The sequence below is a fragment of the Novilysobacter viscosus genome, from assembly GCF_046600715.1.
Taxonomy (GTDB): domain Bacteria; phylum Pseudomonadota; class Gammaproteobacteria; order Xanthomonadales; family Xanthomonadaceae; genus Lysobacter_C; species Lysobacter_C viscosus.
This window is the reverse complement of the sequence record NZ_JBJMAV010000004.1, coordinates 123,998-149,928: the sequence shown is the minus strand read 5'-3', so window position 1 is coordinate 149,928 and position 25,931 is coordinate 123,998. Positions and strand designations below refer to the sequence as shown.

Here is a 25,931-nt window from a genome sequence, read left to right as displayed (position 1 = left end):
TTGTCCATGCAGAAACCCGCCGTCACCCTCATGGTCAAGGCCGCCCGCGCCGCAGGCAACGTGCTGTTGCGGCACATGTACAAGCTCGACGCGCTCAACGTGGTCGAGAAGGACCGGATGGACTTCGCCAGCGAAGTCGACCAGCTGGCCGAGAAGGAAATCATCAAGGAGTTCCGCCGCTCCACCCCGGACTACGCGATCCTCGGCGAGGAAAGCGGCCAGACCCCGGGCCGTGGCGGCAGCCGCTTCACTTGGGTCATCGACCCGCTGGACGGCACCAGCAACTACCTTCGCGGGATCCCCCACTTCTGCGTCTCCATCGCGCTGGTGGAGAACGGCGAGCCCATCCACGGGGTGATCTTCGATCCACTCCGCAACGAGCTGTTCACCTCCAGCCGGGGCAGCGGGACCCAGCTGAACGAGAAGCGCGTGCGCGTGGCCGACCGTCGGGACCTGTCCGGGGCGATGCTGTTCACCGGCTTTCCGCCGCGCGAACGCAGCCGCGCCAGTGCCCATCTCAAGTGCGTCGACACGCTGCTGACCGAAGCCGAGGATATCCGCCGCACGGGTTCGGCCGCGCTGGACCTGGCCTACGTGGCATGCGGGCGCGCCGACGCCTATTTCGAGGCAGGGGTAAAGCCGTGGGACATCGCCGCCGGCGCACTGATGGTCCGTGAATCGGGCGGCAAGGTGTCCGACTTCCGCGGACGCGGCACGGGCCCGATGGACGCGCGCGGCGTCGCTCCGCGGCCGCTGCTGGCCGGCAACATCAAGGTCGCCGATGCGCTGCAGCACAAGATCGTCAACACCGGGTACGCCAGCTCGTTCGACTGACCGGCAGGTGGCGGCGCTGCGCCGGACCGGGGGCGGGACGCCCCCGTCCACGCCGGCGACCGGCCTGGCCAATGAAAAAGGCCGCGCAACCGCGCGGCCTTTTCCGTGACACGGACGCCCTGGCATCAGGGACGTCGCGCCAGTGCCTCCTCGTCGCGGGCCTTGGGCATCAGGTCCTGCTTGGTGACCCGCAGGAATCCCAGCGTCAGCAGCGGGCAGGCCACGAAGATGGACGAGAGCGTACCGATGATGATGCCCACGATCAGCGACTCGGCCATGCCTTCCAGCGAACCACCGCCGTAGAGGTACAGCGCGACCATCGACAGCAGCGCCACGAACGAGGTGATGATCGTGCGCGACAGCGTCTGGTTGATCGATCGGTTGAGGATCGCCACCGGGTCCGCGCGCATCGAGCGGAAGTTCTCGCGAACGCGGTCGAAGACCACGATCGTGTCGTTGATCGAGAAGCCCATCACCGACAGCAGGCCGGCCAGCACGGTCAGGTCGAACTCGTGGCCCCACAGCGCGAACCAGCCGGCGACGATCAGCACGTCGTGCAGCGTGGTGATGACCGCGGCGATGGCGAACTTCTTCTCGAAGCGGATCGAGATGTAGATCAGGAAGCCGATGACGACGAAGATCAGCGCCCAGATGCCGTTGAGCGCGAGCTCCCTGCCGACCTGGGGGCCGACGAACTCGCTGCTCAGCACCGTGCCGGGGTTGTCGGCGGTGGACGCCGCCCGTTGCACCTCGGCGGCGGTGTCGGAATCGACCACGCCCTCGGCGCCGGCCGCACCGTCCTTGGGCTGCAGGCGGATCAACAGGTCGTTGCCCGAGCCGAAGGTCTGCACCTGCGCGCCCGGGTAGCCCGCCGCGTCCAGCCGCTGGCGCACGCCGTCGACGTCCACCGGTTGCGCGAAGCGCAGCTCGGTAACGGTGCCGCCGGTGAAGTCGAGCGCGAAGTTGAAGCCCTTGGAGGCGATCGCGCCGATGGCCACCAGCATCATCACCAGGGCGATGCCCAGCGAGACCCAGCGCACGCGCATGAAGTCGAAGTTGCTGTCGTGGGGAAACAGGGTGAAAGGTTTCATCATGCGTCCCCGTCAGATCGCGATTGACTTGAGCTTGCGGCGGCCACCGTAGATCAGCGTGGCGATGCCGCGCGAGGCCGAAACCGCGGTGTACATGGAGGTCAGGATGCCCACCACCAGTGCCACCGCGAAGCCCTTGACCGGGCCGGTACCGAAAGCGAACAGCGCAAGGCCGGCCAGGATCGCGGTGATGTTGGCGTCCACGATCGAACCGGAGGCCTTCTCGTAACCCGCAGCGATCGCCGCCTTGGCCGGGAGGCCCGCCCTCAACTCCTCGCGTATTCGTTCGTTGATCAGCACGTTGGCATCCACCGACAGGCCCACGGTCAGCGCGATGCCCGCCAGGCCCGGCAAGGTGAGCGTGGCGCCGAACATCGACATCACCGCGACCACCATCACCAGGTTGATGATCAACGCAAGGCAGGTGATCACGCCGAACATGCGGTAGTAGACGACGAAGAACACCAGGGTGAAGGCGAACGAGAAGACGATCGCCTTCAGACCGCGCTCGACGTTCTCCGCGCCCAGGCTGGGGCCGACCACGCGCTCTTCGATGAAGTCCATCGGCGCGGCCAGCGAACCCGAGCGCAGCAGCAGCGCCAGGTCGGCCGCCTCCTGCATGCTGTCCAGGCCGGTGGTCTGGAAGTCGCGGCCGAACACCCCGTTGATGTTGGCGACCGAGATCACCTCTTCGTTGATCCGGGTCGTGCGTACTTCCTTGCCGTCCACCATCCGCACCTCGGGAAGGCGCTCGATGAACACCACCGCCATCGGCTTGCCGACGTTCTGGCTGGTGAAGTCGAACATGCGTTGCCCGCCGGCCGCATTCAACCGCACCGATACCGACGGGGTGCCCGACTGCGGGTCCAGTCCGGACGTCGCACCCACCAGCTGGTCGCCGGTGGTGATCACGCGGCGGCTGAGCAACACCGGGATCGGCTTGCCGTCCGGCCCCACGTCACGCCGGTAGTAGACGCGGGCTTCGGGCGGCACGATGCCGGTCGCGACCGCGTCGTAGGCATTGCCTTCAAGCGCGGCGCGGTACTCCAGGGTCGCGGTCGCGCCGATGATGCGCTTGGCCTGCGCGGTGTCCTGCACGCCGGGCAACTGCACCACGATGCGGTCGTCGCCCTGGCGCTGGATGATCGGTTCGGACACGCCCAGCGCATTGACGCGGTTGCGCAGCGTGCCGACGTTCTGTTCGATGGCGTCGGCGGTCAGGCGGCCGAGTTCGGCCTCCGACATGCGCACCACCACGGTACTGCCCTCCACCTGCGCGTCCAGGCTGGACTGGCCGGCCATCATGCCCGGCGAGGCCTGCCCGAGGCTCTCCATCACCAGCTTGCGTGCGCTTTCGGCGTCCTGGGCGTTGGGCAGCGTTGCCAGGATGGCGCCGTCGGCGCGACGTTCGACCGACTGGTAGCGCACCCGGTTTTCGCGCAGCAGTACCCGGATGTCCTCGGCCATGACGTCAAGCCGCTTGTCCAGGGCCGCCGCCTGGTCCACCTGCATGGTGAAGTGCACGCCGCCCTGCAGGTCCAGGCCAAGGACCATCGGCGCGGCGCCGATCGCATCCAGCCAGTCGGGCACGGTGGACGCCACGTTGAGCGCGACGACGTAGTCGTTGCCCAGCTCGGGGCGCAGGGTGTCGGCCGCCTTGACCTGCATGTCCGGGTTGGGCAGCCGTACCAGCAGGTTGCCGTTGTCGATGTCCACCGACTTGAACGACACCCCGGCGGCGCCGAGTTCGGACTGGATCCGGGACCGCAGCCCCTCGTCCACCACCGATCCCCGGTTGGCGGTGACCTGCACGGAGGGATCCTGCGGGAACACGTTGGGCAGCGCATACAGGCCGCCAAACACCAGGACGATCAGGATGACGATGTACTGCCAGCGTGCGTAAGTCAGCATCGAATGGACCCCGCGGCGGCCGGGTGGCCGCCGGAAACGAGCCTAGAGGGTGGCGGCGTTCAGGCCGACTTCAAGGTGCCCTTGGGCAGGACGTTGGCGATCGCGCCCTTCTGCACGCGGATGCGCACGTTGTCGGCGATCTCCACGGTGATGAAGCTGTCGCCGAGGTCGGTGACCGTGCCCGCGATGCCACCGTTGGTGATGACCTCGTCGCCGCGAGAAAGCTTCTCCAGCATCGCCTTGTGTTCCTTGGCGCGCTTCATCTGCGGGCGGATCATCAGGAAATACATGATCGCGATCAGCAGGATCGGGAACAGCAGCGACATGCCGAAGCCGGGCGCGGCCGGCTGGGCGGCGGCGTGGGCGGGGGCGATCACGAGGTCGAGCAGGTTCATGTCTGGGCCTTGGCGGATCTGAAAATAGCCGGGGATTATGCCACGCCTCCGCCACCGCACCCTGCTGCGGAGCCCCGGGGCCGCCCTGACCTTCCGATCCCGGCCCCCGGCTTACGCCCTCGCGGCGTGGAAGGCCTCCCGGAACGCAGCGAATGCGCCACGTTCGATCGCGTCGCGCATCTGCGCCATGAGGCGCTGGTAGTAGCGCAGGTTGTGCAGCGTGCCCAGCATCGGCCCGAGCATTTCGTTGCACCGGTCCAGGTGCCGCAGGTAGGCGCGGCTGAAGCCGCCGGCGCATGCCCGGCAGTCGCACCCTTCCTCGATCGGACGCAGGTCGTGCTCGTACTTCGCGTTGCGGATGCGCACCGTGCCGGTCGAGGTGAACAGGTGCCCGTTGCGGCCGTTGCGGGTCGGCATCACGCAGTCGAACATGTCGACCCCGCGCGCGACCGACTCCACCAGGTCCTCCGGCCGACCCACGCCCATCAGGTAGCGCGGGCGGTCCTGCGGCAGCTGCGGCGCGGTGTGGTCGAGCATCGCGTTGCGTTCGTGCTCGGGTTCCCCCACCGCCAGCCCACCGATGGCGTAACCGTCGAAGCCGATGTCGCGCAGCGCCGCCGCCGAACGGCTGCGCAGGTCCCGGTGCACGCCGCCCTGCACGATGCCGAACAGCGCCGCGTCGTTGCCCTCGTGCGCCCTCTTCGAGCGTTCCGCCCAGCGCAGGCTCAGCTCCATCGACGCGGCTGCGACCTCTTCGGTGGCCGGGTACGGGGTGCACTCGTCGAAGATCATCACCACGTCCGAGTCGAGCACCTTCTGGATCTGCATGCTCTCCTCGGGCCCCAGGAACACCTTGCTGCCGTCGGTGGGGGCTGCAAAGGTCACGCCCGCCTCGGTGATCTTGCGCTTGTGCGCCAGCGAGAACACCTGGAAACCGCCCGAATCGGTAAGGATCGGCCCGTCCCAGCGGGTGAAACCGTGCAGGCCACCGTGCTCGCCGATCACCTCCAGCCCGGGGCGCAGGTACAGGTGGAAGGTGTTGCCCAGGATCATCTGCGCACCCAGAGCGCGGATGTCCTGCGGAAACACCCCCTTGACCGACCCGTAGGTGCCCACCGGCATGAAGGCCGGTGTTTCGACCGCGCCCCGCGGAAAGGTCAGCCGGCCGCGGCGGGCGCCGCCGTCGGTGCCCAGCAGCTGGAAGTCCATGCGGCTCATGCGGGACGTCCCCGGAAAGGCGCTCGGCATTGCGGCACGATTCGCAGCGCGGCCGGGAGAGGGCCCGCAATCACGCCCCCCCCTCCCCGTCGCGCCGGGGCCATAGCAGCATCGCATCGCCATACGAGAAGAACCGGTAGCGCTGCTCGATAGCATGCCGGTAGGCGTCGAACACCCGGTCCTTGCCGGCGAAGGCGGAGATCATCATCAGCAGGGTGCTCTCGGGCAGGTGGAAGTTGGTGACCAGCGCGTCGACGGCGGTGATGCGGTAGCCGGGCAGGATGAACAGCCGGGTCTCGCCCGCGAACGGTTGCAGATCGCGCCCGCCGCCGGGCGTGTCCCGCATGGCCGACTCCAGCGCCCGCACCACGGTGGTGCCGACGCCGATCACCCGTCCGCCGGCGGCACGCGTGCGGCGGACCTGCTCCACCAGCCCGGCGCCGACGTTGAGCCACTCGCTGTGCATCACGTGGCGGTCCAGCTGTTCCACACGCACGGGCTGGAACGTGCCCGCACCCACGTGAAGAGTGACGTGGCCGATGTCGATGCCCCTGTCGCGCAGCGCCGCCAGCAGGGCATCGTCGAAATGCAGGCCGGCCGTGGGTGCCGCCACCGCGCCCACTTCGCGTGCGAATACCGTCTGGTAGCGCTCGATGTCGTCGCGGCCGGGCTCGCGCTGGATGTAGGGCGGCAGCGGCAGCCGGCCGGCGTCCAGCAGCCAGGACTCCAATGGCGCCGCGACGTTGAAGCGCAACCGGTAGAACTCGCCATCGCGGCCGAGCACCTCGGCCTGGCCCCCGGCGTCCAGTTCGATGCGGGCGCCGGGCCTGGGCGACTTGCTCACGCCCAGTTGCGCGCGCGCCTCGTCACCTCCCAGCAGGCGCTCGATCAGGATCTCCACGCGGCCGCCGGTCGACTTCTGCCCGAACAGGCGCGCCGGGATGACACGGGTGTCGTTGAATACCAGCAGGTCGCCCGGCGACAGCAGGCCGGGCAGGTCGCCGAACGACGCATCGGCATAGGGTGCCGGCGCCGGCGGCACGACCAGCAGCCGACTGGCCGAACGCGAGGCAAGTGGCGCCTGCGCGATCAGCCCGGGCGGCAGGTCGTAGTGGAAGTCGGACTTCTTCAAGGCGATGGCTTGGCGCCAGGGGCCAGCAGCGGGCCGGCATTATCGACCGCGCCGTGGCGCCACGCCAAACTGGCGGTTCTAACGCCCGGCCACGCGGATGACTGGGTGGATGCCTGGGCGGGCGGGTGGGTGCAGGGGGTTACGCCGCCCCGGCCCGGATGCTAAAATTGGCCGCAAGTTGTTGTTTTGATTGACCCCATTCAAGCGCGAGGGCTCCCTCGCGTTTTTTCGTTCCGGCCCCTGGAGGATTCCATGCCCCTGCTCGACACCCTCGCCCCGCTGCGCGCCCACGGCGGCGCGCGCCGCACCATCGGCCTGGACGACGCCACCCTCGCCCGCTTCGCCGACAATGCCGACCTCAAGGCCGCAGTCGACGCCGCTGCGGCGGAATACACCCGCATCCGGGGCGAGTTCTCCGAGCTGCTGGATCTCGACGAGGATGCCCAGGTCCACGCCGTGCAGGCCGGTTTCGTCAACTTCTACCCCGACGACGGCGTCAACCCGTACGTGGCGCTGACCGCGCGCGGGCCGTGGATCATCACTCTGAAGGGCGCGGTGCTGCATGACTCGGGCGGCTACGGGATGCTCGGCTTCGGCCACGCGCCGCAGGCGGTGCTCGATGCCATGGCCAAGCCGCAGGCGATGGCCAACATCATGACCCCGAGCCTGTCGCAGCTGCGCTTCGGACGCGTGCTGCGCGAGGCCATCGGGCTGGGCCGCGACTGCCCGTATGCCAAGTTCTTCTGCCTGAACTCGGGTTCCGAGTCGGTCACCCTCGCCGCCCGCATCGCCGATGCCAATGCCAAGGCGATGACGGACGGAAACGGGCGCACGATCAAGCGGCTGGTGGTCAAGGGCAGCTTCCATGGCCGCACCGACCGTCCCGCGCTGTATTCGGATTCCACTCGCAAGACCTACCTGCAGCACCTGGCGAGCTACCGCGGCGAGTCCTCGGTGATCGCGATCGAACCCTACGACGTCGCCGCGCTGGAACAGGCGTTCGACGAAGCAAAGGCACACGGCTGGTTCATCGAAGCGATGTTCCTGGAGCCGGTGATGGGCGAAGGCGACCCGGGTCGCGGCGTGCCGGTGGAGTTCTACACGGCCGCGCGCAAACTGACCCGCGAACACGGCTCGCTGCTGCTGGTCGACTCCATCCAGGCCGGGCTGCGTGCCCAAGGCGTGCTGTCGATCGTCGACTACCCCGGCTTCGAGGGCGTGGAGGCACCCGACATGGAGACCTACTCCAAGGCCCTCAACGCCGGCCAGTACCCGCTCAGCGTACTGGCGGTCAACGAACGTACCGCCGGCATCTACCGCAAGGGCCTGTACGGGAACACGATGACGTCCAATCCGCGCGCGCTGGATACCGCCTGCGAAGTCCTGGCCAAGGTGACCCCGCAGCTGCGCGAGAACATCCGCGACCGCGGCCTGGAGGCGCTGGAGAAGCTGGAGGCACTCAAGGCGGAACTGGGCGGCCACATCACCAAGGTGCAGGGCACCGGCCTGCTGTTCTCCTGCGAGCTGAGCCCTCAGTTCAAGTGCTTCGGCGCCGGTTCCACCGAGGAGTGGCTGCGCGAGCGCGGCATCGGCGTGATCCACGGCGGCGTCAACTCGCTGCGCTTCACCCCGACCTTCACCATCACCAGCGAGGAGGTCGACCTGCTGGTCGGCATGGTCGGCCGCGCCCTGCGCGAAGGCCCGCGCGCGGAGCAGGCAGCCGCCGCCTGACCCCCGCGCTTCCGCCAAACAGAAGGCCGGGCGATTGCCCGGCCTTTTTCATGCCTCCCGCATCAGCTCCGCGGCACGGGCCGCCGCGTCCCCTCGCCGGAACAGGTGTTCCGCACCATTGTCGTCAACCGCGCGCCAGCCACAGCGACAGCACGCCGGCAGCGGCCACCAGCCCCCCCAGCAGGCGCAGCTGGCGGTCCGGCAGCGCCTGCAGGTGGGCCACCGCCTGCTTCCAGCCCCGCGGTGCGGCGAACAGGAACAGCCCTTCCAGAACGGCGACCAGGCACAGGGCCGCGACAAGCTCGCTCATGGCGACCGGGTCAGCGGTCGCTGCGCATGTACTGCAGGAACGGGTCGTCCTGGTCCAGCACGATCACGCTGTTGCCGTCGTTGAACGAGGCACGGTAGGCCTCCAGGCTGCGCTGGAACGTGTAGAACGCCGGATCCCGGTTGGCGGCATCGCCATAGATGCGCGCCGCGTCGGCGTCGCCCTGGCCGCGCAGGCGCTGCGCATCGCGCTCGGCTTCGGCCAGGATCACCACCTGGTCGCGGTCGGCATCGGCGCGGATGCTGCGCGCCTGCTCCTCGCCTTCGGCCCGGAGCCGGCTGGCGACCTGGCGGCGCTGCGCGCTCATGCGCTCGTAGACCTGGGTGATGACCTCGCTGTCGGTCGGCAGGTCGATCTGCTTGATGCGCAGGTCGACGATGTCGATGCCCAGCGTGGCCGCGCCGACGTTGATCGCCTCGAGCTGGCCGCCAATGATGTCGGAACGGTCGCCCGAGACCACCTGCTGCAGGGTCCGTGCGTTGATCTCGTTGCGAAGCGAGTCCTTGATGATCGGCGCCAGGCGCTGCACGGCGATCTCCTCGTCGCCACCGGTGGCGCGGAAGAACGTACGCGCATCGGCGATGCGGCCGAGGGCGAAGAAGTCCACGCTCACGTCCTTGCGCTCGGAGGTCAGGTAGCGCTCGGGCTCGGCGTCGAGCACCTGCAGGCGCCGGTCGAAGATGCGCGCGGTCTCCACCATCGGCCACTTGAAATGGAGGCCCGGTTCGAGGTCGGCGCGCACGACGCGGCCGAGGTTGACGACCAGCGCGGTCTTGCCCTCGCCGACCACGAACACCGAGCCGAGCAGCGTGAACAGCACGATCACCACGCCGGCGATCCAGACAGAAGCCTTCATCGGGTCGTCTCCTCACGGCCGGTGGGACGCGCCGCGCGTTCCCCGCGCGTTGTGTTGGTACCGGTCGTCTCCGACGGCAGCAGCAGTTCCGGGTCCAGCGCGGGCTGGCGGGTGCCGCGGTCAGCTGCGCCCCCCGACGATCCGTCGGTCGGCATCGGCACGTAGATCAGCTGCCGTGAATCGCCCCCCACCACCTTGCGGTTGCCGGCCAGTACGCCCTGGACGGTTTCCAGCCAGAGACGCTTGCGGGTCACTTCCGGGGCATTCTGGTAGGCGTCGACCAGCAGCGAGAAGCGCGCCGCGTCACCCTCGGCGCGCGCGACCTTGGCCTCCTGGTAACCGGTCGAAGCGGCACGGATCCGCGCCGCCTCGCCGCGGGCTTCCGGCACGATGCGCGCGGCGTATGCCCGTGCCTCGCTGATCACCCGGTCCTTGTTCTGCTGCGCACTGTTGACGTCGTCGAACGCCGGCTTGACCTGCTCGGGGGGACGCGCGTTGGGCAGGTTCAGCTCGGTCACCCGCAGGCCGGTTCGGTAGGCATCGAGCGAGGCCTGGAGCTGGTCGCGCGCCGACACCGCCAACGCGTCGCGCGCGCCCAGAACGGTGTCCAGGGTGGACCGGCCGACCTGCTCGCGCATGGTGCTCAACGCCGCCTGCACCAGGACCTGGTCGGCATCGCGGGTGCCGAACAGGTACAGCTGCGCATCGCTGACCTGGTACTGCACGTTCATCTCGACGTGGACGATGTTCTCGTCACTGGTCAGCACCGGCACGTTCTGGCTGTAGGTCTGGACCTGGGTCGCGTTGACCTTGGTGACCCGCTCGATCGGCCACGGCCACTTGACGTTGGGTCCGGGCTGCATGATCCGCGCGACCTGGCCGAAGCGCTGGACGACACCGCGCTGCTGTTCGGCGATCAGCACGAAGCAGTTGAACACCAGCCACAGGCCACCGATGAGCAGGACCCAGCGGGCGATGCCGGTACCGTTGTTGCCGTCGCCGCCGCCGAACAGGCCCCGCAACTGGTCGAGCACGGCGTCCAGGCCATTGCCGCCCGGAGTGCGCCGGGGGGGCCGGCTTCCGCCGGATGGGTTGCTGCCAGGGGTATTCCAGGCCATGCCTGCTCCATATGGGACGACGAGGTGCGCGCAGGTACCGGGTACGGTACGGGGCGTCCGCTGATTCTAGGTGGGGGCCCCGGCCGCCTCAAGCAAGGTCGGGCGGCAGCTGGGCATCCAGCAAGGCCTGCAACGCATCGCCGTCGCCCTGGACCGCCAGGCGCTGTGCATCAGCCCGTGCCAGGTCGATGAGCACCTCCCAGCCGTCATTGCCGGGCCGCTCCTCGCGCACCACGCCCAACTCGTGCAGCCGCGCGCGAAGCCGGCCGGCGCGCGACGGAAGGGTGATCCAGCCCTGGATCCGCTGCAGGCCGAGCACTTCGCCGATCGCTTCGCGAAGCAGCTCCAGCCCCACGCCGTCGCGGGCCGACAGCCAGACCCGCGGGGGGCCTTCGGCCGGACGGTCCAGCCGCGGCTTCCCGCCATCCAACCGGTCGATCTTGTTGAAGACCAGCACCTGCGGCAGGTCGGCCGCGCCGATCTCCAGCAGGACCTCGTCCACCTGTGCCACGCGTTCGTCGCGCAACGGGTCGGCCGCATCCACGACGTGGATCAGCAGGTCGGCGTCGCGGGCCTCCGACAACGTGGACCGGAACGCCGCGACCAGCGCGTGCGGCAGGTCGCGCACGAAGCCGACCGTGTCGGCCAGCACCGCGCCGCCGCCGGGCAGGTCGATGCGGCGCACGGTGGGGTCCAGCGTGGCGAACAACTGGTCGGCGGCATAAGCCTCCGCACCGGTCATCGCGTTGAACAGGGTCGACTTGCCGGCATTGGTGTAGCCCACCAGCGCAACCCGGGGCAATTCGCTGCGCAGCCGCGCCCGGCGCATCTGGGTGCGCTGTACCTGCACCTTGTCGAGCCTGCGCTGCAGCGACTCCAGCCGCTGCTGCAGCATCCGGCGATCCAGCTCGAGCTGGGTCTCGCCGGGACCGCGCAGGCCGATGGAACCGCCGCGCTGGCGCTCCAGGTGGGTCCAGCCGCGGACCAGCCGGGTCGACATGTGGCGCAGCTGCGCCAGCTCGACCTGCAGCTTGCCCTCGTGGCTCTGCGCCCGCTGGGCGAAGATATCGAGGATCAGGCCGGTGCGGTCGACGACCCGGCGCTGCAACGCGCGCTCCAGGTTGCGTTCCTGGGTGGGCGTGAGCGCGTGGTTGACCAGGATCAGGTCGGCACCCGTGGCATCGGCCGCCGCCTTGAGCTCTTCGAGCTTGCCCTTGCCGATCAGGGTCGCGGCGTTGGGCCGGTCTATGCGCGCGCTGAGCACGCCTGCGACCGTCGCCCCGGCCGAACGCGCGAGCTCCGCGAACTCCTCGAGCAGGCCCTCGTCGGCCGGCCCGCCTGCGTGGGGCTGGATCAGCAGCGCGTTTTCGCCCTTGCGGGATCGCTCAAAGAACACGCGCCGGCCTCACCTGCATGTCATTCGGCTTCATCGGAGCCGGTATCGCCACCCTCGCCCTCGCCCGATTGCACGTAACCACCGCCCGGCCCGACGCGCACGTTCCGCGCCGGCACCACGGTGGAAATGGCGTGCTTGTAGACCATCTGGCTGACGGTGTTGCGCAACAGCACCACGAACTGGTCGAACGACTCGATCGTGCCCTGCAGCTTGATGCCGTTGACCAGGTAGACCGAGACCGGTACGCGTTCGCGACGCAGCGCATTCAGGAACGGGTCCTGCAAAGATTGCCCCTTGGACATCTAACGTTTCCCCTGCATGGTTCTAGTTATGTGCGGTGGCAGCGACCGGGCCACGCGGCAAGTGCGGTATCGCCTGCGACGCTCCCCGGCGCAGGCGACGCACCGATGGTAGCGCACCGCGGGCGTTCGACGCGCACCGGCACGAGCGTTCCGCGACCGGGTCGCCACCCGCGGCTGAATGGGCTCAGCCGGAAGCGGGCACGAACAGTCGGCGCGCGGTTGCCAGGCCCGCCCCGTCGGTCGCGGGATCGAACCAGCGTGCATCGCGCTGGCCGCGCAGCCAGGTCAACTGGCGCTTTGCCAGCTGACGGGTGGCGTGGATGCCACGCTCGCGGAACGTGGCGGCGTCGCACATCCCGTCGAGGTGTTCGAGTGCCTGCCGGTAGCCGACGGCACGCAGTGCGGGCAGCTCCATCGGGGACGGGTGCGCGTGCACCTGGGGGTGGGCGCGCAACGCGACGACCTCCTCCAGGAAACCGTCGCGAAGCATGGCGTCGAAGCGGAGTTCGATGCGCCGGTGCAGCTCGCTGCGATCGCCCGGCGCCAGCACCAGCTTGAGCACGCGGAAGGGAAAGCGCCGCCGCGCGGGGCGCTGGCCCTGCCACTCGGTCAGCGTCCGTCCACTGATTCGATGGACCTCCAGCGCACGCTGGATCCGCTGCGCGTCGGTGGCATGGATCCGCGCGGCCGCGACCGGGTCGATGCGCGCCAGCTCGCCATGCAGCGACGACCAGCCGGACGTGGCCGCGCGTGCCGACAGGGCCTGCCTCACCTCGGCGTCTGCTGCCGGCATGTCCGACAACCCTTCCAGCAGCGCCTTGAAGTACAACCCGGTGCCGCCCACCAGCAACGGCATCCGACCGCGCGCGGCAATCGCGTCCATCGCGGCGCGTGCATCGGCGGCGTAGTCGGCGGCCGAGTACGGCTGCCAGGGATCCCGCAGGTCCAGCATATGGTGCGCAATGCCCGCGCGCTCCTGCAGCGAGGGCTTGGCCGCGCCGATGTCCATGCCGCGGTATACCAGCGCCGAATCGACGCTGACGATCTCGGCATCGAGCGCCGCTGCCCATTCCAATGACAGTGCCGTCTTGCCCGACGCGGTGGGGCCCATGAGGGCAATCGCGACGGGGCGCGGGTCGCTCGATTTCACCGTCAGGGCCTTCGCGGGGACGGCGCGATCAGTGCCCGGTTTCACCCAGCGAGGCGCGTACCTGCTGGTGAACCGCCTGGATGTGCGCCGGGGGTTCGCGGTCCAGCCGGCTCACCACCACGATGGCGACGGTTGCGGCCACGAAGCCCGGCACGATCTCGTACAGCCCGCTTCCGTACATCCCGACCGCCACCTGCTTCCAGAGGATGACGGTGGCGGCGCCCACGACCATGCCCGCGAGCGCACCGTTGCGTGTCATGCGCTGCCAGAACAGCGCCAGAATCACCACCGGTCCAAAGGCGGCGCCGAAGCCGGCCCAGGCATACGACACCAGCCCCAGCACCCGGCTGTCGGGGTCGCGCGCCAGCCACAGCGCGACCAGCGACACCAGCAGCACGCTGGCGCGACCGACCCACACCAGTTCGGTCTGGCTGGCGTGCTTGCGCAGGAATCCACGGTAGAAGTCCTCCGACAGCACGCTGGAACACACCAGCAACTGGCTGGACAGCGTACTCATGACCGCAGCCAGGATCGCCGACAGGATGACGCCGGCCACCCACGGGTTGAAGAGCAGCTCGACCACGGAAATGAACACGCGCTCGGGGTTGGCCGCCACCGGCCCTGCCGCTTGCGGGTTCATGGCGAAGTAGCCGATGCCCAGGAAGCCGACCGTCAGCGAGCCGGCCAGGCACAGGATCATCCAGGTCATGCCGATGCGACGCGCGGCGGGGATGGTGTGCACGCCATCGGCGGCCATGAAGCGCGCAAGGATGTGCGGCTGGCCGAAGTAGCCGAGCCCCCAGGCGATCAACGAAACGATGCCGACCAGGCCCAGGTCGCCGCCGCGGAACCAGTCCAGCCGGGCCGGGGCGTCGGCGCGGATCGCCGCCAGCGTGGTGTCGAACCCCCCCGTGGCCACGATCAGCAGGATGGGGGTCAGCAGCAGCGCGAACAGCATCAGCACGCCCTGCGCGGTGTCGGTCCAGCTCACCGCGAGGAAGCCGCCGACCAGGGTGTAGAGGATGGTCACCGCCGCGCCCCACCAGATGGCCTGCGCGTACGGCATGCCGAACACGCTCTCGAAAAGCCGGCCGCCCGCGACGATGCCCGATGCGCAGTACACCGCGAAGAACAGCAGGATCACCACTGCCGAAAGCATCCGCAGCGTGCGACCGGTGTCGTCGAAGCGGCTGGTGAAGAAATCCGGCAGCGTCAGCGCGTTGTCGCTGCGCTCGGTGTAGACGCGCAACGGTCCGGCGACGTACTTCCAGTTGGCCCAGGCACCTGCCACCAGCCCGATGGCGATCCAGGCCTCCGACACGCCGCCCAGGTACATCGCACCCGGCAGGCCCATCAGCAGCCAGCCACTCATATCCGACGCGCCCGCCGACAGCGCGGTCACGCCGGGGCCCAGGCTGCGTCCGCCGAGGATGTAATCGTCGAAGCTCTTGGTCGATCGCCACGCCACGAACCCGATTGCGACCATCGCAAGCAGGTACAGCAGGAACGTCACGATCAATGGCGTGCTTGCGGTCATGCGGGCTCCCCCCTTTGAATCCGGCCGGCAGCTTAGCGTGCGCCGGAGCGCAACCCCACCCGCTTATGCACAGCGGCTGTGGACAACCGGGCCAGCCAAGCTGTGGACAAGTGCCTGCGAGGCGCTTTCCACGAGCCGGGCATCAGGCTGGCGAGAAAGTGTCCAACGTGATCCGCGGCGGGCACCGCGATGGGTTCGGCAAGCCGCGCTCAGTCGTCATCGGGCCAGCGGATTGCGTGCGTCGGCCCCTGCCCGCCCTGCACTGCCTCCCTCGGCAGGAGCACCGCGGCGACGGCCTCCCACACCTTGAGCGCATCGACGGTGGCGGCGACATCGTGGACCCGGAGAAGGCTCGCGCCACGCTGCGCGGCCGCCAGGTGTGCGGCCACCGAACCGTGGACACGCTGGGTGGGGACGTCGCGTCCGGTCAGCTCGCCGATCAGCCGCTTGCGCGAGAGGCCCGCCAGCACGGGCACGCCCAGTCCGGCGAAGTGCCCCAGTTGCGCCAGCAGCGCAAGGTTCTGGTCGAGGGTCTTGCCGAATCCGAATCCCGGATCGATGACGATGCGCTTCTTGTCGATACCCGCCATCTCGGCGGCGAAGATGCGCTCGGCGAGGAAGCGGTGCACTTCGCCGACCACGTCCTCGTACACGGGGCCGTCCTGCATCGTTCGCGGGTCACCCTTCATGTGCATCAGTACGACCGGCACGCCCAGCGTGGACACCGCCTCCATCGCGCCGGGCTCCGACAATGCCCGTACGTCGTTGACCATGCCGGCGCCGGCCGCCACTGCGGCCCGCATCACCTCGGGCTTGCTGGTATCGATGCTCACCGGAACCGTCGCCTGCCGCGCGAGGCGTTCGATCACCGGCAGCACGCGCTGCAGTTCTTCTTCAAGTGACACGGCATCCGCACCCGGGCGCGTGGACTCGCCCCCGACATCCAGGATGTCCGCGCCCTCCTCCACCAGCCGCAGCGCATGCGCTACCGCCGCGTCGGCGGTCGAATGCGCGCCTCCGTCCGAGAAGGAATCCGGCGTGACGTTGACGATGCCCATCACCCGGCAACGGTCCAGGCGCAGGATCCGGCCGTTGCAATCGAGCGTCCTGGCCGTATCGAACATTCCGTCACTCACTGCGGCGGCCCCTGCGCTGGCGCAGCAAGCCGACCGCTGCCATCAGCAACCACACCGCCGCCAGCACTATGCCCGCCGACGCATAGCCACGCGGCTGCCCCAGCGCCATGCCCAGCGCCGGCAACAGCACCACAGCGGCCAATGCCATGAGCAGCAGGCGGCGGATCGGGGCGGTGATCGAGCGCGTACGCGGATGTGGAGTCTTCACGGGCCACCGGCACCCATGCAAAAGGCCAGAGCGGACTCTGGCCTTTTCCAATCAATGCGGCAAGCGCGCGACACCGCGAACCCTCACGTCTGCGCCGCGGGACCTCCGATCGTACCGGGGGTATCGGCGTCATCCGGCGGCGGCGACTTGCCCGCCTGGGTCTGCACCCAATCGGCCGGCGGATCGGGCTTGCGCCCCTCCATGATCGCGTCGATCTGCTTGGCGTCGATGGTTTCGTACAGGAGCAGGGCTTCGGCCATCATGTGCAGCTTGTCGAGGTTGGCCTTGAGGATGCGCGTGGTGGTCGCATAGGCGTTGTCCAGGATGCTGCGGACGACCTCGTCGATGCGCCGGGCGGTCTCGTCGGATACGTTCTTGTGCTGGGTGACCGAACGACCGAGGAACACCTCGTCCTCTTCTTCTCCGTAGGTCACCGGGCCGAGCTCCGACAGGCCCCACTTGGTGACCATGTTGCGGGCCATCTTGGTCGCACGCTCGATGTCGTTGCTCGCGCCGGTGGTGACCATGTCGGCGCCGAAGATCAGCTCCTCGGCCACGCGCCCGCCGTACAGCGAGCACAGGCGGCTTTCGATGTTGACCTTGTTGTAGCTGTAGCGATCACCCTCGGGCAGGTACATGGTCACGCCCAGCGCGCGGCCGCGCGGGATGATCGTGACCTTGTAGACCGGGTCGTGGTCGGGCACCAGGCGGCCGACGATGGCGTGTCCGGCCTCGTGGAAAGCGGTGTTGCGCTTTTCCTCTTCGCTCATGGCCATCGAGCGGTTCTCGGTGCCCATCATGATCTTGTCGCGCGCCTTGTCGAAGTGCTCCATGCGCACCTCCTTGCCGTTGCCGCGGGCGGCGAACAGCGCGGCCTCGTTGACCAGGTTGGCCAGGTCGGCGCCGCTGAAGCCGGGCGTGCCACGGGCGATGGTCATCGGCTCGACGTCGTCTGCCAGCGGGACTTTGCGCATGTGCACGCGCAGGATCTGCTCGCGACCCTTGACGTCGGGCAGGCCGACGGTGACCTGGCGATCGAACCGGCCCGGGCGCAGCAGCGCCGGATCCAGCACGTCGGGGCGGTTGGTCGCGGCGATGACGATCACGCCCTCGCCGCCCTCGAAGCCGTCCATTTCAACGAGCAGCTGGTTGAGGGTCTGCTCGCGCTCGTCGTGGCCGCCGCCCAGGCCGGCGCCACGGTGACGGCCGACGGCGTCGATCTCGTCGATGAAGATGATGCACGGCGCGTGCTTCTTGGCCTGGTCGAACATGTCGCGCACGCGGCTGGCGCCGACGCCGACGAACATTTCCACGAAGTCCGAACCCGAGATGCTGAAGAACGGCACTTTCGCCTCGCCCGCGATGGCTCGCGCCAGCAGGGTCTTGCCGGTGCCCGGCGGACCGACCATCAACACGCCGCGCGGGATCTTGCCGCCCAGCTTCTGGAACCGGCTCGGGTCGCGCAGGAACTCCACCAGCTCACCGACCTCTTCCTTGGCCTCGTCGCAGCCGGCCACGTCGGCCAGGGTCACCTTGACCTCGCTCTCGCCCTGCATCTTGGCGCGCGACTTGCCGAAGCTCATCGCGCCCTTGCTGCCGCCCTGCTGCATCTGGCGCATGAAATAGATCCACACACCGATGATCAGCACCCACGGCAGTACGTTGATGAGGATGTACAGCAAGGACGGGCCGGTGTCGGGCGGTACGCGGGTGATTTCCACGTTCTCGCGCACGAGCACGTTGACCAGTGCGTCATCGGGGGGGCCATTGGTTGTGCCGGTGGTGCCGTCGGCGCGCACGAACTTGAGTGCGTTGCCCGACAGCCCACTCTTTTCGGTGTATTCGACCGACTTGACCTGCCCGGCTTCCACGTCGTTGAGGAACTGCGAGTAAGTCACTTCACTGGACGCGGCAGTGCCCGCCGTGCGCGGTCCGAATGCCTGGAACACCAGCATCAGCACCACCGCCACGACGACCCACAACAGCAGATTCTTGGCCAAGTCGTTCATTCATTCCTGCCTGTGGCCCGACCGGGCCAGGTTACCGATGGCGCGCCATCGCGCCGGGGGAGCGGCGTCCATTGCCGCACCTTACTTAATTTGCGAACGCCTGCCCTGTGCCAACGCGTATACCTCTGGAGACCGCTTGCGAGAGGCCGCCGGCTTGCGGATCGAGACCTTCTCATAGCGCCGGCGCAGCTCCTTCACGTAGTCGTCAAAGCCCACGCCCTGGAACAGCTTGATCAGCAGGTCGCCTCCCACCTTGAGGTGCCGGTCTGCGAAATCCATGGCCAACTCGGCGAGGTACATCGCCCGGGGCATGTCGACCGCGTCCACTCCGCTCTTATTGGGGGCCATATCCGACAGCACAAGGTCTACCGGCGCGCCCTCCAGCATCGCCTCGAGCTGGGTCAGGACCGCGCCCTCCCGGAAATCGCCCTGCAGGAATTCCACCCCGGCCAGGGTCGGCATGTCGAGGATGTCCAGGGCCACGACCCGGCCCCGCTCCCCAAGCGCCTTGCGTACCCATTGCGACCAGCCCCCGGGGGCGGCTCCCAGGTCCACCACGACCATCCCCGGACGCAGCAACCGGTCCCGCTCCACCAGCTCCTCCAGCTTGTAGGCGGCGCGCGACCTCAGGCCTTCGGCCTGGGCGCGCTTCACGAAGGGGTCGGAGAAATGCTCCTTGAGCCAGCGCTGGCTGCTCTTGCTGCGGGTGGCCATGGGCTGTGGAGGGGCGGGAACGGGGGGCCGCCATGATACCCTGCGTGCCCATTCCAGCCCGACCGCGTGCCCCGATGCCGACTTCGCTTACCGCCGCCCAGACCCGCTTCCTGCGCGGCCAGGCACACGGGCTCAAGGCGATGCTCCAGGTCGGCGGCAAGGGCATCACCGATGCGCTGGTCTCCGAACTGGACGGTGCGCTCGAGCACCACGAGCTGGTCAAGGTGAAGATTGCCGCCGAAGACCGCGAGGCCCGCGACGTGATGGTCGGCGACCTGGTCGAACGGACCGGAGCGGTCCTGGTGCAACGCATCGGCCACACCGCGGTCATGTACCGCCAGAGCCGCGACCGCCGGCAGATCGTGCTGCCGCGCGCGTAGTACACGGCCCAAGAACATGCAGCTGCACCTGGAGCCCGCCGGGCACGCCTACGTCCTCCGCGGCGCCGATGGCCGCTCGGCGCTGGTGAACGACCGCCGACTGACCTCGAGCTTCGTGATCGCCCCCGGCACGCTGCTGGCCGACTGGCCCGTCGCCTCGCCCGCAGCGCTTGAACCGGCAGACCTCCTGCCGTTGCTGGAGCTGCAACCCGAAGTCGTGGTGCTTGGCACGGGTGGCCGCCAGGTGTTCCCGCCCGCCGCGGTGCTGGCCGTGTGCCTGCGCCGCGGCGTCGGCGTGGAGGTCATGGCCAACGATGCGGCCGCTCGCACCTACACCGTCCTGGCAGGGGAAGGTCGACGGGTCGTTGCGGGGTTCATGCTCGATCCCGGGACGTAGCCGGGGGCGCGTGCCGGTACCACCCGGCAGCCCGGCCTCAGCGGCGAGGCAGGTAGCGCAGCGGGTCGACCGGCTTGCCGTTGTGCCGGACCTCGAAGTGGAGCATCTCGCGTGGCGCGCCGCTACGGCCCAGCTCGGCGATCTGCTGGCCGGCCTTGACCACCGCGCCTTCGTTGACCATGCGGTTGCGGTTGTGGCCATACGCCGACAGCCACTGTTCGTTGTGCTTGATGATGATCAGCTCGCCGTAGCCGACCAGTCCCGACCCCGAATACACCACCACGCCGTCGCCCGCGGCACGCACCGGCGAACCGCCCGGGCCCGCGATGTCGATGCCCTGCTTGGTGGGCTCGCCGGCCACGAAGCGGCCGATCAGCTCCCCGTCGGCCGGCCAGCGCCAGGCCACGCCGCTGGCCATGGGCGCGGCTGGGGACGCGACGGGAGGGGCGGCTGCCGGGCGTCGCGACGGGGCGGCGGCCGGTCGCGAATTGCTGCGCGGCGCCGGCGGACGCGATGCCGCCGTGCGACCACCCGCCTGCGGATACAGGCGCAGGCGCTGGCCCGGGTAGATGGTGTAGGGCGCGGGGATTGAGTTCCATGCCGCCAGGTCGCGCGCACTGATGCCATTGGCTGTCGCGATGCGGTATAGCGTGTCGCCACGCTGCACCACCGCCGTGGCACCGGGCTTGGGCGTGGAGCGCGCCACCGGCCCACCACTCTCGCGAACCACGCTGCTGGAACACGCACCCAACAGGGTCGCCACGGTGATCAGGCAGGCATACGCGAGGGGCTGGAAACGCAGGGTGGCAAGCATCATTCGACAGGGAGTTCCAAAACGGGGAGGGGCGAAGACGGGCCCATCATCTTGCCCAAGCCACGGGTGAACGCGGGTTCAACACGACGTTCAATCCACCAGGCCCGACCGAAGCGGCACGAACACGACCGGCGCCAGCTCGCGCTGCTCGAAGCGGCCATCGCCGGTGCGGTCGATCTGCAACAGGACCTGCGAGGCCGCGCCACCCACCGGGGCGATCAGGCGGCCACCGGGTGCAAGCTGCGCGGTGAGCGCCTCGACCACGGCCGGCGCCCCGGCAGTGACCAGGATGGCGTCGAACGGACCGTTCTCGGGCCAGCCGATGCGGCCGTCGTCGTGCTTGCTGCGCACGTTCATCCCCAGCTGCCTGAAGCGCTTGCGCGCCGTGCGCAGCAGCTCGCCGATGCGCTCCACGGTATGCACTTCCAGGCCGAGCGCGGCGAGCACCGCGGCCTGGTAGCCGGAGCCGGTGCCGATCTCCAACACCCGCGCCGGCGCCACCTGCAGCAGCGCCTCGGTCATCTTGGCCACCACCCAGGGCTGGGAGATGGTCTGGCCATGTCCGATGGGCAGCGCGGTGTCCTCATAGGCCCGGGTCGCCAGCGCTTCGTCGACGAACAGGTGGCGCGGCACCGTGCGGATCGCGTTGAGTACGCGCTCGTCGGCAATGCCGTTTTCGCGCAAGCGGTCTACCAGCCGGTCGCGCACGCGCTGCGAGGTCATGCCCGACCCGATCGCTTCGGGCTGCAGTCGCATGCGCAAGCTCATGATCCACGCTCCAGCGACTGCTTGAGCCCATCGACCCAGCTGGCCACCTGCTCCAGCGCCTGGTAGCGCGTGAGGTCCACCTGGATCGGGGTGATCGAAATGTGGCCGGTGCGCACGGCATGGAAGTCGGTGCCCGGACCGGCGTCCTGTTCAGGGCCTGCGGCACCGATCCACCACCATTGGCGGCCACGCGGGTCCTTTTGCGGGATGCAGTCCTCGGCGCGGTGGCGGTTACCCAGGCGGGTGACCTCGAATCCGGCAATCCGGTCCCAGGGGCGGTCGGGCACGTTGACGTTGAGCATGGTGTCGGCGGGCAGCGGGTCGCTGCGCAGCCGGGCGATGATTTCCACCGCCGCGCGCGCCGCCGTCTCGTAGTGGTGCCCGACGTGGTCGTCGGTGACCAGCGATACCGCTACCGATGGCAGCCCCAGGAAACGGCCTTCCATCGCCGCCGCGACCGTGCCGGAGTAGATGACGTCGTCACCCAGGTTGGCGGTGTTGTTGATGCCCGACACCACGATGTCGGGCTCCTCGCGCAGCATGCCGGTGATCGCCACGTGGACGCAGTCGGTGGGCGTACCGTACACGCGCCAGCATGCCTCGTCCTGCTGCACCACCCGGATCGGCATGTCCAGGGTGAGCGAATTGCTGGCCCCGGAACGGTCCCGGTCGGGCGCGACCACCAGCACCGCGTGGCCGGCCGAGCGCAGGCCATCGGCCAGCGCGCGGATGCCGGGCGCGTCGACCCCGTCATCGTTGCTTACGAGAACTTGCATGGACTCCCTTGAACCACCCGTTCCGGCGCGTCGGCGTGCCGCCGGCCTTGCTTCCGGTGGACCGCGGCGTTGATCGGGCCATGATAGCCGATGCCCCGCCGACGCCCGCCGCCTGCGCCTTCGACCGACTCACGATAGGCTGAAGGCATGGCCAAGCGCGACCGCCCGCCAACACCTCCATCGGACCCCGGCGACGCTTCCGCCGCGACCGACCCGGGCGACCTGTTCCGCAGTGCCGTAGGCCCCGTGCGCCCCCTGCAGGCGAGCGACCGCGCACCCGCGCCTCCGCCGCCAAAGCCACGCGCCCGGATGGCCGAACTGGACGAGATCGAAGCGGTGCGCACGCTGCGCCGCATGCCTGCGGCCGACGTGCTGGCCGCGGGTGATGCGCTGTCCCACCGCCGCGAAGCCGTGCCCGTTCCGGTGTTCAAACGGCTCAAGCGCGGCGAGATAGCGGCCCAGGACGAGCTCGACCTTCACGGCGCGGGTGCGGTTGAGGCCGAGCGCGTCCTGAGGACATTCATCGCCCAGGCCCAGCGCGACGGGCTGGGGTGCGTGCGCATCATCCACGGCAAGGGCGTGCACGCCGAAGCCCCGTTCGGCGGGCCCGGGCTGCCCGTGGTCAAGAACGTGGTCGACCGCGTGCTGCGCCAGCGCGCCGACGTGCTGGCGTTCCATTCGGCACCGCCCGCGCAGGGCGGAACCGGGGCCGTGCTGGTATTGCTGGCGCCGAGGCGGCGCTGACGGTCACTCGTCCGAGCTGGCGACGAGACTCCGCGTGGCCTCGGGTTTGTTCACCCATACCACTTCGATTCCCCGGATTCGCGCGACCCGCTCGACGTAGGCGATGTAGCGTTCTTCCTCGGTCATCGGCCCGGCCGCCGGTATGGCGGTGGAGCGTTCATCCATCGTCGTGCAGGCCGAAAGCATCACCACCGATAGCGACAGCGTTGCAGCGCGCAACTTCGCATTCATGACGGCATCCTCCGAATCGGTGCTAACGCACCGGTCGGCCCGGCCGCTGCCGGGCCCACTTCGGCTTATACGCCCTCTGGCGACGTCGACCGTGCCCGCGCGGGGTGCGGCCGACAGACGGTCGTCAGAACGGCGCGCTGGCCGAGACCCCGCCCAGTTCTGCAAGCACCGCGGTGGCATAGCTGCCCGCAGGCAGGCTGAAGGACACTGCCAGCGAGTCGGGCGTGGGCCGCGCCCACGAGAGCTGGACCGGCCGCACCCTCAGGGCACGGCGCTCCTGCGACAGGCCGGCGCGTTCCAGGCCGCCTCGCAGCGCGAGTGACTCCGGGTCCGACAGTGCGGCGCGCTCGACCTCGGCGACCTCGTCCACGCTCCGCAGCGCCCCTCTCCCCCAAAGCGGTCCGGTAGGGTGGATGTCCATCTGCTGCAGGCGTTCTTGCAGTGTTGCGTCCAGCGGCTGCGGACCGAACACGCTGCGGGTGCCGTCCAGCATCCACACTTCGCCGGGCAGCGCGCGGCACCAGTCGCCGCGCTGCGCGCGGGTCGCCAGCACCCGGTTGAACAACGCCGACCGCGCTGCCGACATCAGGATGCCGCGCTGCTCACGCCTCACGCGGCGACCGGCGAACATCGACAGTGCCTGTGCGACATTGTCGCCTTCGCGGCCGAAGCGCTGCTCTCCGAAGTAGTTGGGTACGCCGGCCTGCACGATGCGATCCAGCCGCTGGTCGATGGCCTCCGGGTCGCCCACCACGTCCCGCAGCACCAGGGCGAAGCGGTTGCCCGCCAGCGCGCCTCGCGGCAGCTTGCGAGAATGCCAGTGGTGTTCGAGTACGCGCAGGCCGTCATCGCGCTGCAGGAGCGCCAGGTCGGGCGCCACGCGCCGCGGCAGGTGCACGCTGAAGCGCTGGACCGTCAGCGCATGGCGGTCCTTCAGGCCCGCATAGCCGACCGCCATTTCGGCCACCCCGGCCCACTCGGCCAGCTGCTTGGCGGCGAACGCGGTGTTCATCCCGCGCTTCTCGATCGTCAGCAGCAGGTGCTCGCCGCTGCCCGAAGGTTCGAACGACGGCAGCTCCTGCACCTGGAAGTCCTCCGGCACGCTGCGCATGCGCGCTTCCATTACGGGCTCGCCATGGGCCCGGGGCATCGCGCCGGCAGCTGCACTCATGCGCGCACGAGCAGGCAAACCGCCTGCGCGGCGATGCCTTCTCCACGGCCGGTGAAGCCCAATTGCTCGCTGGTGGTGGCCTTGATGCTCACCGCGTCCACATCGATGCCCAGGTCCACGGCGATGCATTCGCGCATCGCCTGCGCGTGCGGACCGACCTTCGGGCGCTCGCAGACCACGGTGACATCCGCATTGCCCACCCTCCAGCCGCGCTCGCGCAACAGGCTGTCGCAATGGCGCACGAAGGCACGGCTGTCCGCACCCTTCCAGCGCGCGTCGGCGGGCGGGAAATGCCGGCCGATATCTCCCAGCGCCAGAGCACCCAGCATCGCGTCGCACAACGCGTGCAGCACCACGTCGCCATCGGAGTGGGCCTGGACGCCGCGCTCGTGCGGGATGCGCACGCCACCCAGCATCACGTGGTCGCCGTCGGCAAATGCGTGGACGTCGAAGCCCTGGCCGATGCGCATTGTCATGCAGTCCCCTCGCCTCTCGCCGCGGATCATTCCCGCATCGCCATTGTAGGAGCGACGTCAACTCCCGCTGCGCGCCGCCAGCAGGTAGCCGACCAGCCCCAGGTCAGCCGGCGTGGTGACCTTGAGGTTGTCCTCGCGCCCCTCGACCAGCAGCGGCCGCCCCCCCGTTCGTTCGACTGCCATCGCTTCATCGGTGACGGCGATACCGGCTGCGCGGGCGGACAGCAGCGCCCGCATCAGCGCGTCGCGTCGGAAGGCCTGGGGCGTCATCGCGCGCCACAGCGAGTCGCGCGACACGGTGGCTTCGCTCAATCCCGCTCTGTCGGCCCGCTTCAGGGTGTCGCGAACGGGCGCGGCAAGCAGCGCCCCGTCCCGGGAGCGGGCAGCAGCATCGATCAGTCGGCCAAGGTCGGCGGCGTCCAGGTTCGGCCGCGCCGCGTCATGGACCAGTACCAGCGCATCGGCGGGCACGGGGACCGGCAGCGCGTGCAGGCCGGCCAGTACCGAATCCGCGCGTTCGCAGCCGCCTTCGCAGCGCAGTACCGGCTTGCCCTCCAGGGCGGTCCATCCGGGCCACCGCGCATCGTCCGCGGCCAGCGCGACCACTGCACCGTCCACCCGCGGATGCGACAGCAAGGCATGCAGGGCGTGTTCGAGCAGGCTCCGGCCGGCAACCTCGAGGTACTGCTTTGGAACATCGCCACCAAAACGCGTGCCGCGGCCCGCCGCCGGCACCACCGCCCACACCGAAGGGGATGTCGGGCCGGCCACTCAGTCCGCGTCCTCGGACCCTACAGCAGGAGCGGCGACCGGCGAGGCCGGCTCCACCACCCGGCAGAACGTCTCGCCCGGCCTGATCATCCCCAGCTCGCTGCGGGCGCGCTCCTCGACCGCCGCCTCGCCCGACTTCAGGTCCTCGACTTCCGCCTGCAGCGCATCGTTGCGCTGCTGCAGCCCGCCGTTGTCACGCGACTGCTGCACCACCTGCGATTCGAGCCGGGCAACCGATTGGCGGCCACCCGGATCCAGCCACAGGTGGTACTGCAACCAGGCAAGCATCGCCAGCAGCACCACCACCAGCAGCCGCAGCCAGGGCATCGGCGGCGTG

29 protein-coding genes are annotated in these 25,931 nt (G+C 69.2%); 5 read left to right on the top strand and 24 right to left on the bottom strand.

Going from position 1 to position 25,931, the window contains the following annotated elements; genetic code table 11:
- Positions 1–6: 6 nt before the first annotated feature.
- Positions 7–834 carry an inositol monophosphatase family protein gene (locus tag ACJQWL_RS08250; RefSeq protein WP_330968802.1) on the top strand — a complete coding sequence of 276 codons (828 nt, stop codon included), beginning with the start codon at positions 7–9 and terminating at the stop codon, positions 832–834.
- Between the two features lie 125 nt (positions 835–959).
- Here ACJQWL_RS08250 and secF read toward each other — a convergent pair whose 3' ends face one another.
- The 5 genes from secF to queA form a co-directional block, all read right to left on the bottom strand.
- Entirely contained in the window at positions 960–1,925 is a 966-nt protein-coding gene (secF, locus tag ACJQWL_RS08245) for a protein translocase subunit SecF (RefSeq protein ID WP_330968801.1), read from the bottom strand.
- A gap of 12 nt (positions 1,926–1,937) precedes the next feature.
- Positions 1,938–3,836, bottom strand: coding sequence for a protein translocase subunit SecD (gene secD, locus ACJQWL_RS08240; protein ID WP_330968800.1), 1,899 nt, complete (start codon positions 3,834–3,836; stop codon positions 1,938–1,940).
- A 59-nt stretch (positions 3,837–3,895) separates the two neighbouring features.
- On the bottom strand, positions 3,896–4,231 hold the full coding sequence (gene yajC, locus ACJQWL_RS08235) for a preprotein translocase subunit YajC (protein ID WP_330968799.1): 336 nt from the start codon (positions 4,229–4,231) through the stop codon (positions 3,896–3,898).
- A 111-nt stretch (positions 4,232–4,342) separates the two neighbouring features.
- Positions 4,343–5,449, bottom strand: coding sequence for a tRNA guanosine(34) transglycosylase Tgt (gene tgt, locus ACJQWL_RS08230; protein ID WP_330968798.1), 1,107 nt, complete (start codon positions 5,447–5,449; stop codon positions 4,343–4,345).
- Between the two features lie 70 nt (positions 5,450–5,519).
- Positions 5,520–6,581 (bottom strand): tRNA preQ1(34) S-adenosylmethionine ribosyltransferase-isomerase QueA, encoded by a 1,062-nt coding sequence (gene queA / locus ACJQWL_RS08225; protein WP_330968797.1) that lies wholly within the window; start codon positions 6,579–6,581, stop codon positions 5,520–5,522.
- A 252-nt stretch (positions 6,582–6,833) separates the two neighbouring features.
- Here queA and ACJQWL_RS08220 point away from each other — a divergent pair, with 252 nt between their 5' ends.
- Positions 6,834–8,312, top strand: coding sequence for an aminotransferase class III-fold pyridoxal phosphate-dependent enzyme (locus tag ACJQWL_RS08220; RefSeq protein ID WP_330968796.1), 1,479 nt, complete (start codon positions 6,834–6,836; stop codon positions 8,310–8,312).
- Positions 8,313–8,436: 124 nt separating this feature from the next.
- On the opposite strand, the gene ACJQWL_RS08215 is transcribed toward ACJQWL_RS08220, so the two are convergent.
- From ACJQWL_RS08215 to rlmE, 11 genes are all read right to left on the bottom strand, one after another.
- Positions 8,437–8,622: a DUF2065 domain-containing protein gene (locus ACJQWL_RS08215; protein WP_330968795.1), complete on the bottom strand. Its 186-nt coding sequence runs from the start codon at positions 8,620–8,622 to the stop codon at positions 8,437–8,439.
- Between the two features lie 10 nt (positions 8,623–8,632).
- A complete protein-coding gene (gene hflC, locus ACJQWL_RS08210) occupies positions 8,633–9,496 on the bottom strand; it encodes a protease modulator HflC (RefSeq protein WP_330968794.1) in 864 nt (287 codons plus the stop codon).
- Complete coding sequence (gene hflK / locus ACJQWL_RS08205; protein WP_330968793.1) at positions 9,493–10,614, bottom strand: FtsH protease activity modulator HflK; 1,122 nt, start codon at positions 10,612–10,614, stop codon at positions 9,493–9,495. The genes hflC and hflK overlap by 4 nt, the downstream gene beginning before the upstream one ends.
- Positions 10,615–10,702: 88 nt before the next feature.
- On the bottom strand, positions 10,703–12,010 hold the full coding sequence (gene hflX / locus ACJQWL_RS08200) for a ribosome rescue GTPase HflX (protein ID WP_330968792.1): 1,308 nt from the start codon (positions 12,008–12,010) through the stop codon (positions 10,703–10,705).
- A 20-nt stretch (positions 12,011–12,030) separates the two neighbouring features.
- Positions 12,031–12,312, bottom strand: coding sequence for an RNA chaperone Hfq (gene hfq / locus ACJQWL_RS08195; protein WP_330968791.1), 282 nt, complete (start codon positions 12,310–12,312; stop codon positions 12,031–12,033).
- A 184-nt stretch (positions 12,313–12,496) separates the two neighbouring features.
- A complete protein-coding gene (gene miaA, locus ACJQWL_RS08190; RefSeq protein ID WP_330968845.1) occupies positions 12,497–13,423 on the bottom strand; it encodes a tRNA (adenosine(37)-N6)-dimethylallyltransferase MiaA in 927 nt (308 codons plus the stop codon).
- Between the two features lie 67 nt (positions 13,424–13,490).
- Complete coding sequence (putP, locus tag ACJQWL_RS08185) at positions 13,491–14,999, bottom strand: sodium/proline symporter PutP (RefSeq protein ID WP_330968790.1); 1,509 nt, start codon at positions 14,997–14,999, stop codon at positions 13,491–13,493.
- 209 nt (positions 15,000–15,208) lie between these two features.
- Entirely contained in the window at positions 15,209–16,123 is a 915-nt protein-coding gene (gene folP / locus ACJQWL_RS08180) for a dihydropteroate synthase (RefSeq protein ID WP_330968789.1), read from the bottom strand.
- A gap of 4 nt (positions 16,124–16,127) precedes the next feature.
- Positions 16,128–16,343, bottom strand: coding sequence for a hypothetical protein (locus tag ACJQWL_RS08175; protein WP_330968788.1), 216 nt, complete (start codon positions 16,341–16,343; stop codon positions 16,128–16,130).
- A gap of 83 nt (positions 16,344–16,426) precedes the next feature.
- Positions 16,427–18,352, bottom strand: coding sequence for an ATP-dependent zinc metalloprotease FtsH (gene ftsH, locus ACJQWL_RS08170; protein WP_330968787.1), 1,926 nt, complete (start codon positions 18,350–18,352; stop codon positions 16,427–16,429).
- Between the two features lie 81 nt (positions 18,353–18,433).
- Complete coding sequence (gene rlmE, locus ACJQWL_RS08165; RefSeq protein ID WP_330968786.1) at positions 18,434–19,066, bottom strand: 23S rRNA (uridine(2552)-2'-O)-methyltransferase RlmE; 633 nt, start codon at positions 19,064–19,066, stop codon at positions 18,434–18,436.
- A 74-nt stretch (positions 19,067–19,140) separates the two neighbouring features.
- On the opposite strand from rlmE, the gene yhbY reads away from it, so the two are divergent.
- On the top strand, positions 19,141–19,446 hold the full coding sequence (gene yhbY / locus ACJQWL_RS08160) for a ribosome assembly RNA-binding protein YhbY (RefSeq protein WP_330968785.1): 306 nt from the start codon (positions 19,141–19,143) through the stop codon (positions 19,444–19,446).
- 16 nt (positions 19,447–19,462) lie between these two features.
- Positions 19,463–19,843, top strand: a complete 381-nt coding sequence (locus tag ACJQWL_RS08155) for an Mth938-like domain-containing protein (protein ID WP_330968784.1) — start codon at positions 19,463–19,465, stop codon at positions 19,841–19,843.
- A gap of 37 nt (positions 19,844–19,880) precedes the next feature.
- Here the strand turns inward: ACJQWL_RS08155 and ACJQWL_RS08150 are convergent, their stop codons facing one another.
- The 3 genes from ACJQWL_RS08150 to surE all read right to left on the bottom strand — a co-directional run bounded on the left by ACJQWL_RS08150 (position 19,881) and on the right by surE (position 22,201).
- Complete coding sequence (locus ACJQWL_RS08150) at positions 19,881–20,657, bottom strand: peptidoglycan DD-metalloendopeptidase family protein (protein ID WP_411300848.1); 777 nt, start codon at positions 20,655–20,657, stop codon at positions 19,881–19,883.
- 90 nt (positions 20,658–20,747) lie between these two features.
- Positions 20,748–21,425 carry a protein-L-isoaspartate(D-aspartate) O-methyltransferase gene (locus tag ACJQWL_RS08145; RefSeq protein WP_330968134.1) on the bottom strand — a complete coding sequence of 226 codons (678 nt, stop codon included), beginning with the start codon at positions 21,423–21,425 and terminating at the stop codon, positions 20,748–20,750.
- Entirely contained in the window at positions 21,422–22,201 is a 780-nt protein-coding gene (surE, locus tag ACJQWL_RS08140) for a 5'/3'-nucleotidase SurE (protein ID WP_330968133.1), read from the bottom strand. The genes ACJQWL_RS08145 and surE overlap by 4 nt, the downstream gene beginning before the upstream one ends.
- Positions 22,202–22,348: 147 nt before the next feature.
- Between surE and ACJQWL_RS08135 the strand changes: the two genes are divergently transcribed.
- Positions 22,349–22,945 (top strand): Smr/MutS family protein, encoded by a 597-nt coding sequence (locus tag ACJQWL_RS08135; RefSeq protein ID WP_330968132.1) that lies wholly within the window; start codon positions 22,349–22,351, stop codon positions 22,943–22,945.
- 3 nt (positions 22,946–22,948) lie between these two features.
- Here the strand turns inward: ACJQWL_RS08135 and ACJQWL_RS08130 are convergent, their stop codons facing one another.
- The 5 genes from ACJQWL_RS08130 to ftsB form a co-directional block, all read right to left on the bottom strand.
- Entirely contained in the window at positions 22,949–23,176 is a 228-nt protein-coding gene (locus ACJQWL_RS08130; RefSeq protein WP_330968131.1) for a hypothetical protein, read from the bottom strand.
- Positions 23,177–23,300: 124 nt separating this feature from the next.
- Positions 23,301–24,347, bottom strand: a complete 1,047-nt coding sequence (truD, locus tag ACJQWL_RS08125; RefSeq protein ID WP_330968130.1) for a tRNA pseudouridine(13) synthase TruD — start codon at positions 24,345–24,347, stop codon at positions 23,301–23,303.
- Positions 24,344–24,823 (bottom strand): 2-C-methyl-D-erythritol 2,4-cyclodiphosphate synthase, encoded by a 480-nt coding sequence (ispF, locus tag ACJQWL_RS08120; RefSeq protein ID WP_330968129.1) that lies wholly within the window; start codon positions 24,821–24,823, stop codon positions 24,344–24,346. Before ispF ends, truD begins: the two co-directional genes overlap by 4 nt.
- A 57-nt stretch (positions 24,824–24,880) precedes the next feature.
- Positions 24,881–25,594, bottom strand: a complete 714-nt coding sequence (gene ispD / locus ACJQWL_RS08115) for a 2-C-methyl-D-erythritol 4-phosphate cytidylyltransferase (protein WP_330968128.1) — start codon at positions 25,592–25,594, stop codon at positions 24,881–24,883.
- Positions 25,595–25,921 carry a cell division protein FtsB gene (gene ftsB, locus ACJQWL_RS08110; protein ID WP_330968127.1) on the bottom strand — a complete coding sequence of 109 codons (327 nt, stop codon included), beginning with the start codon at positions 25,919–25,921 and terminating at the stop codon, positions 25,595–25,597.
- Between the last annotated feature and the right edge of the window lie 10 nt (positions 25,922–25,931).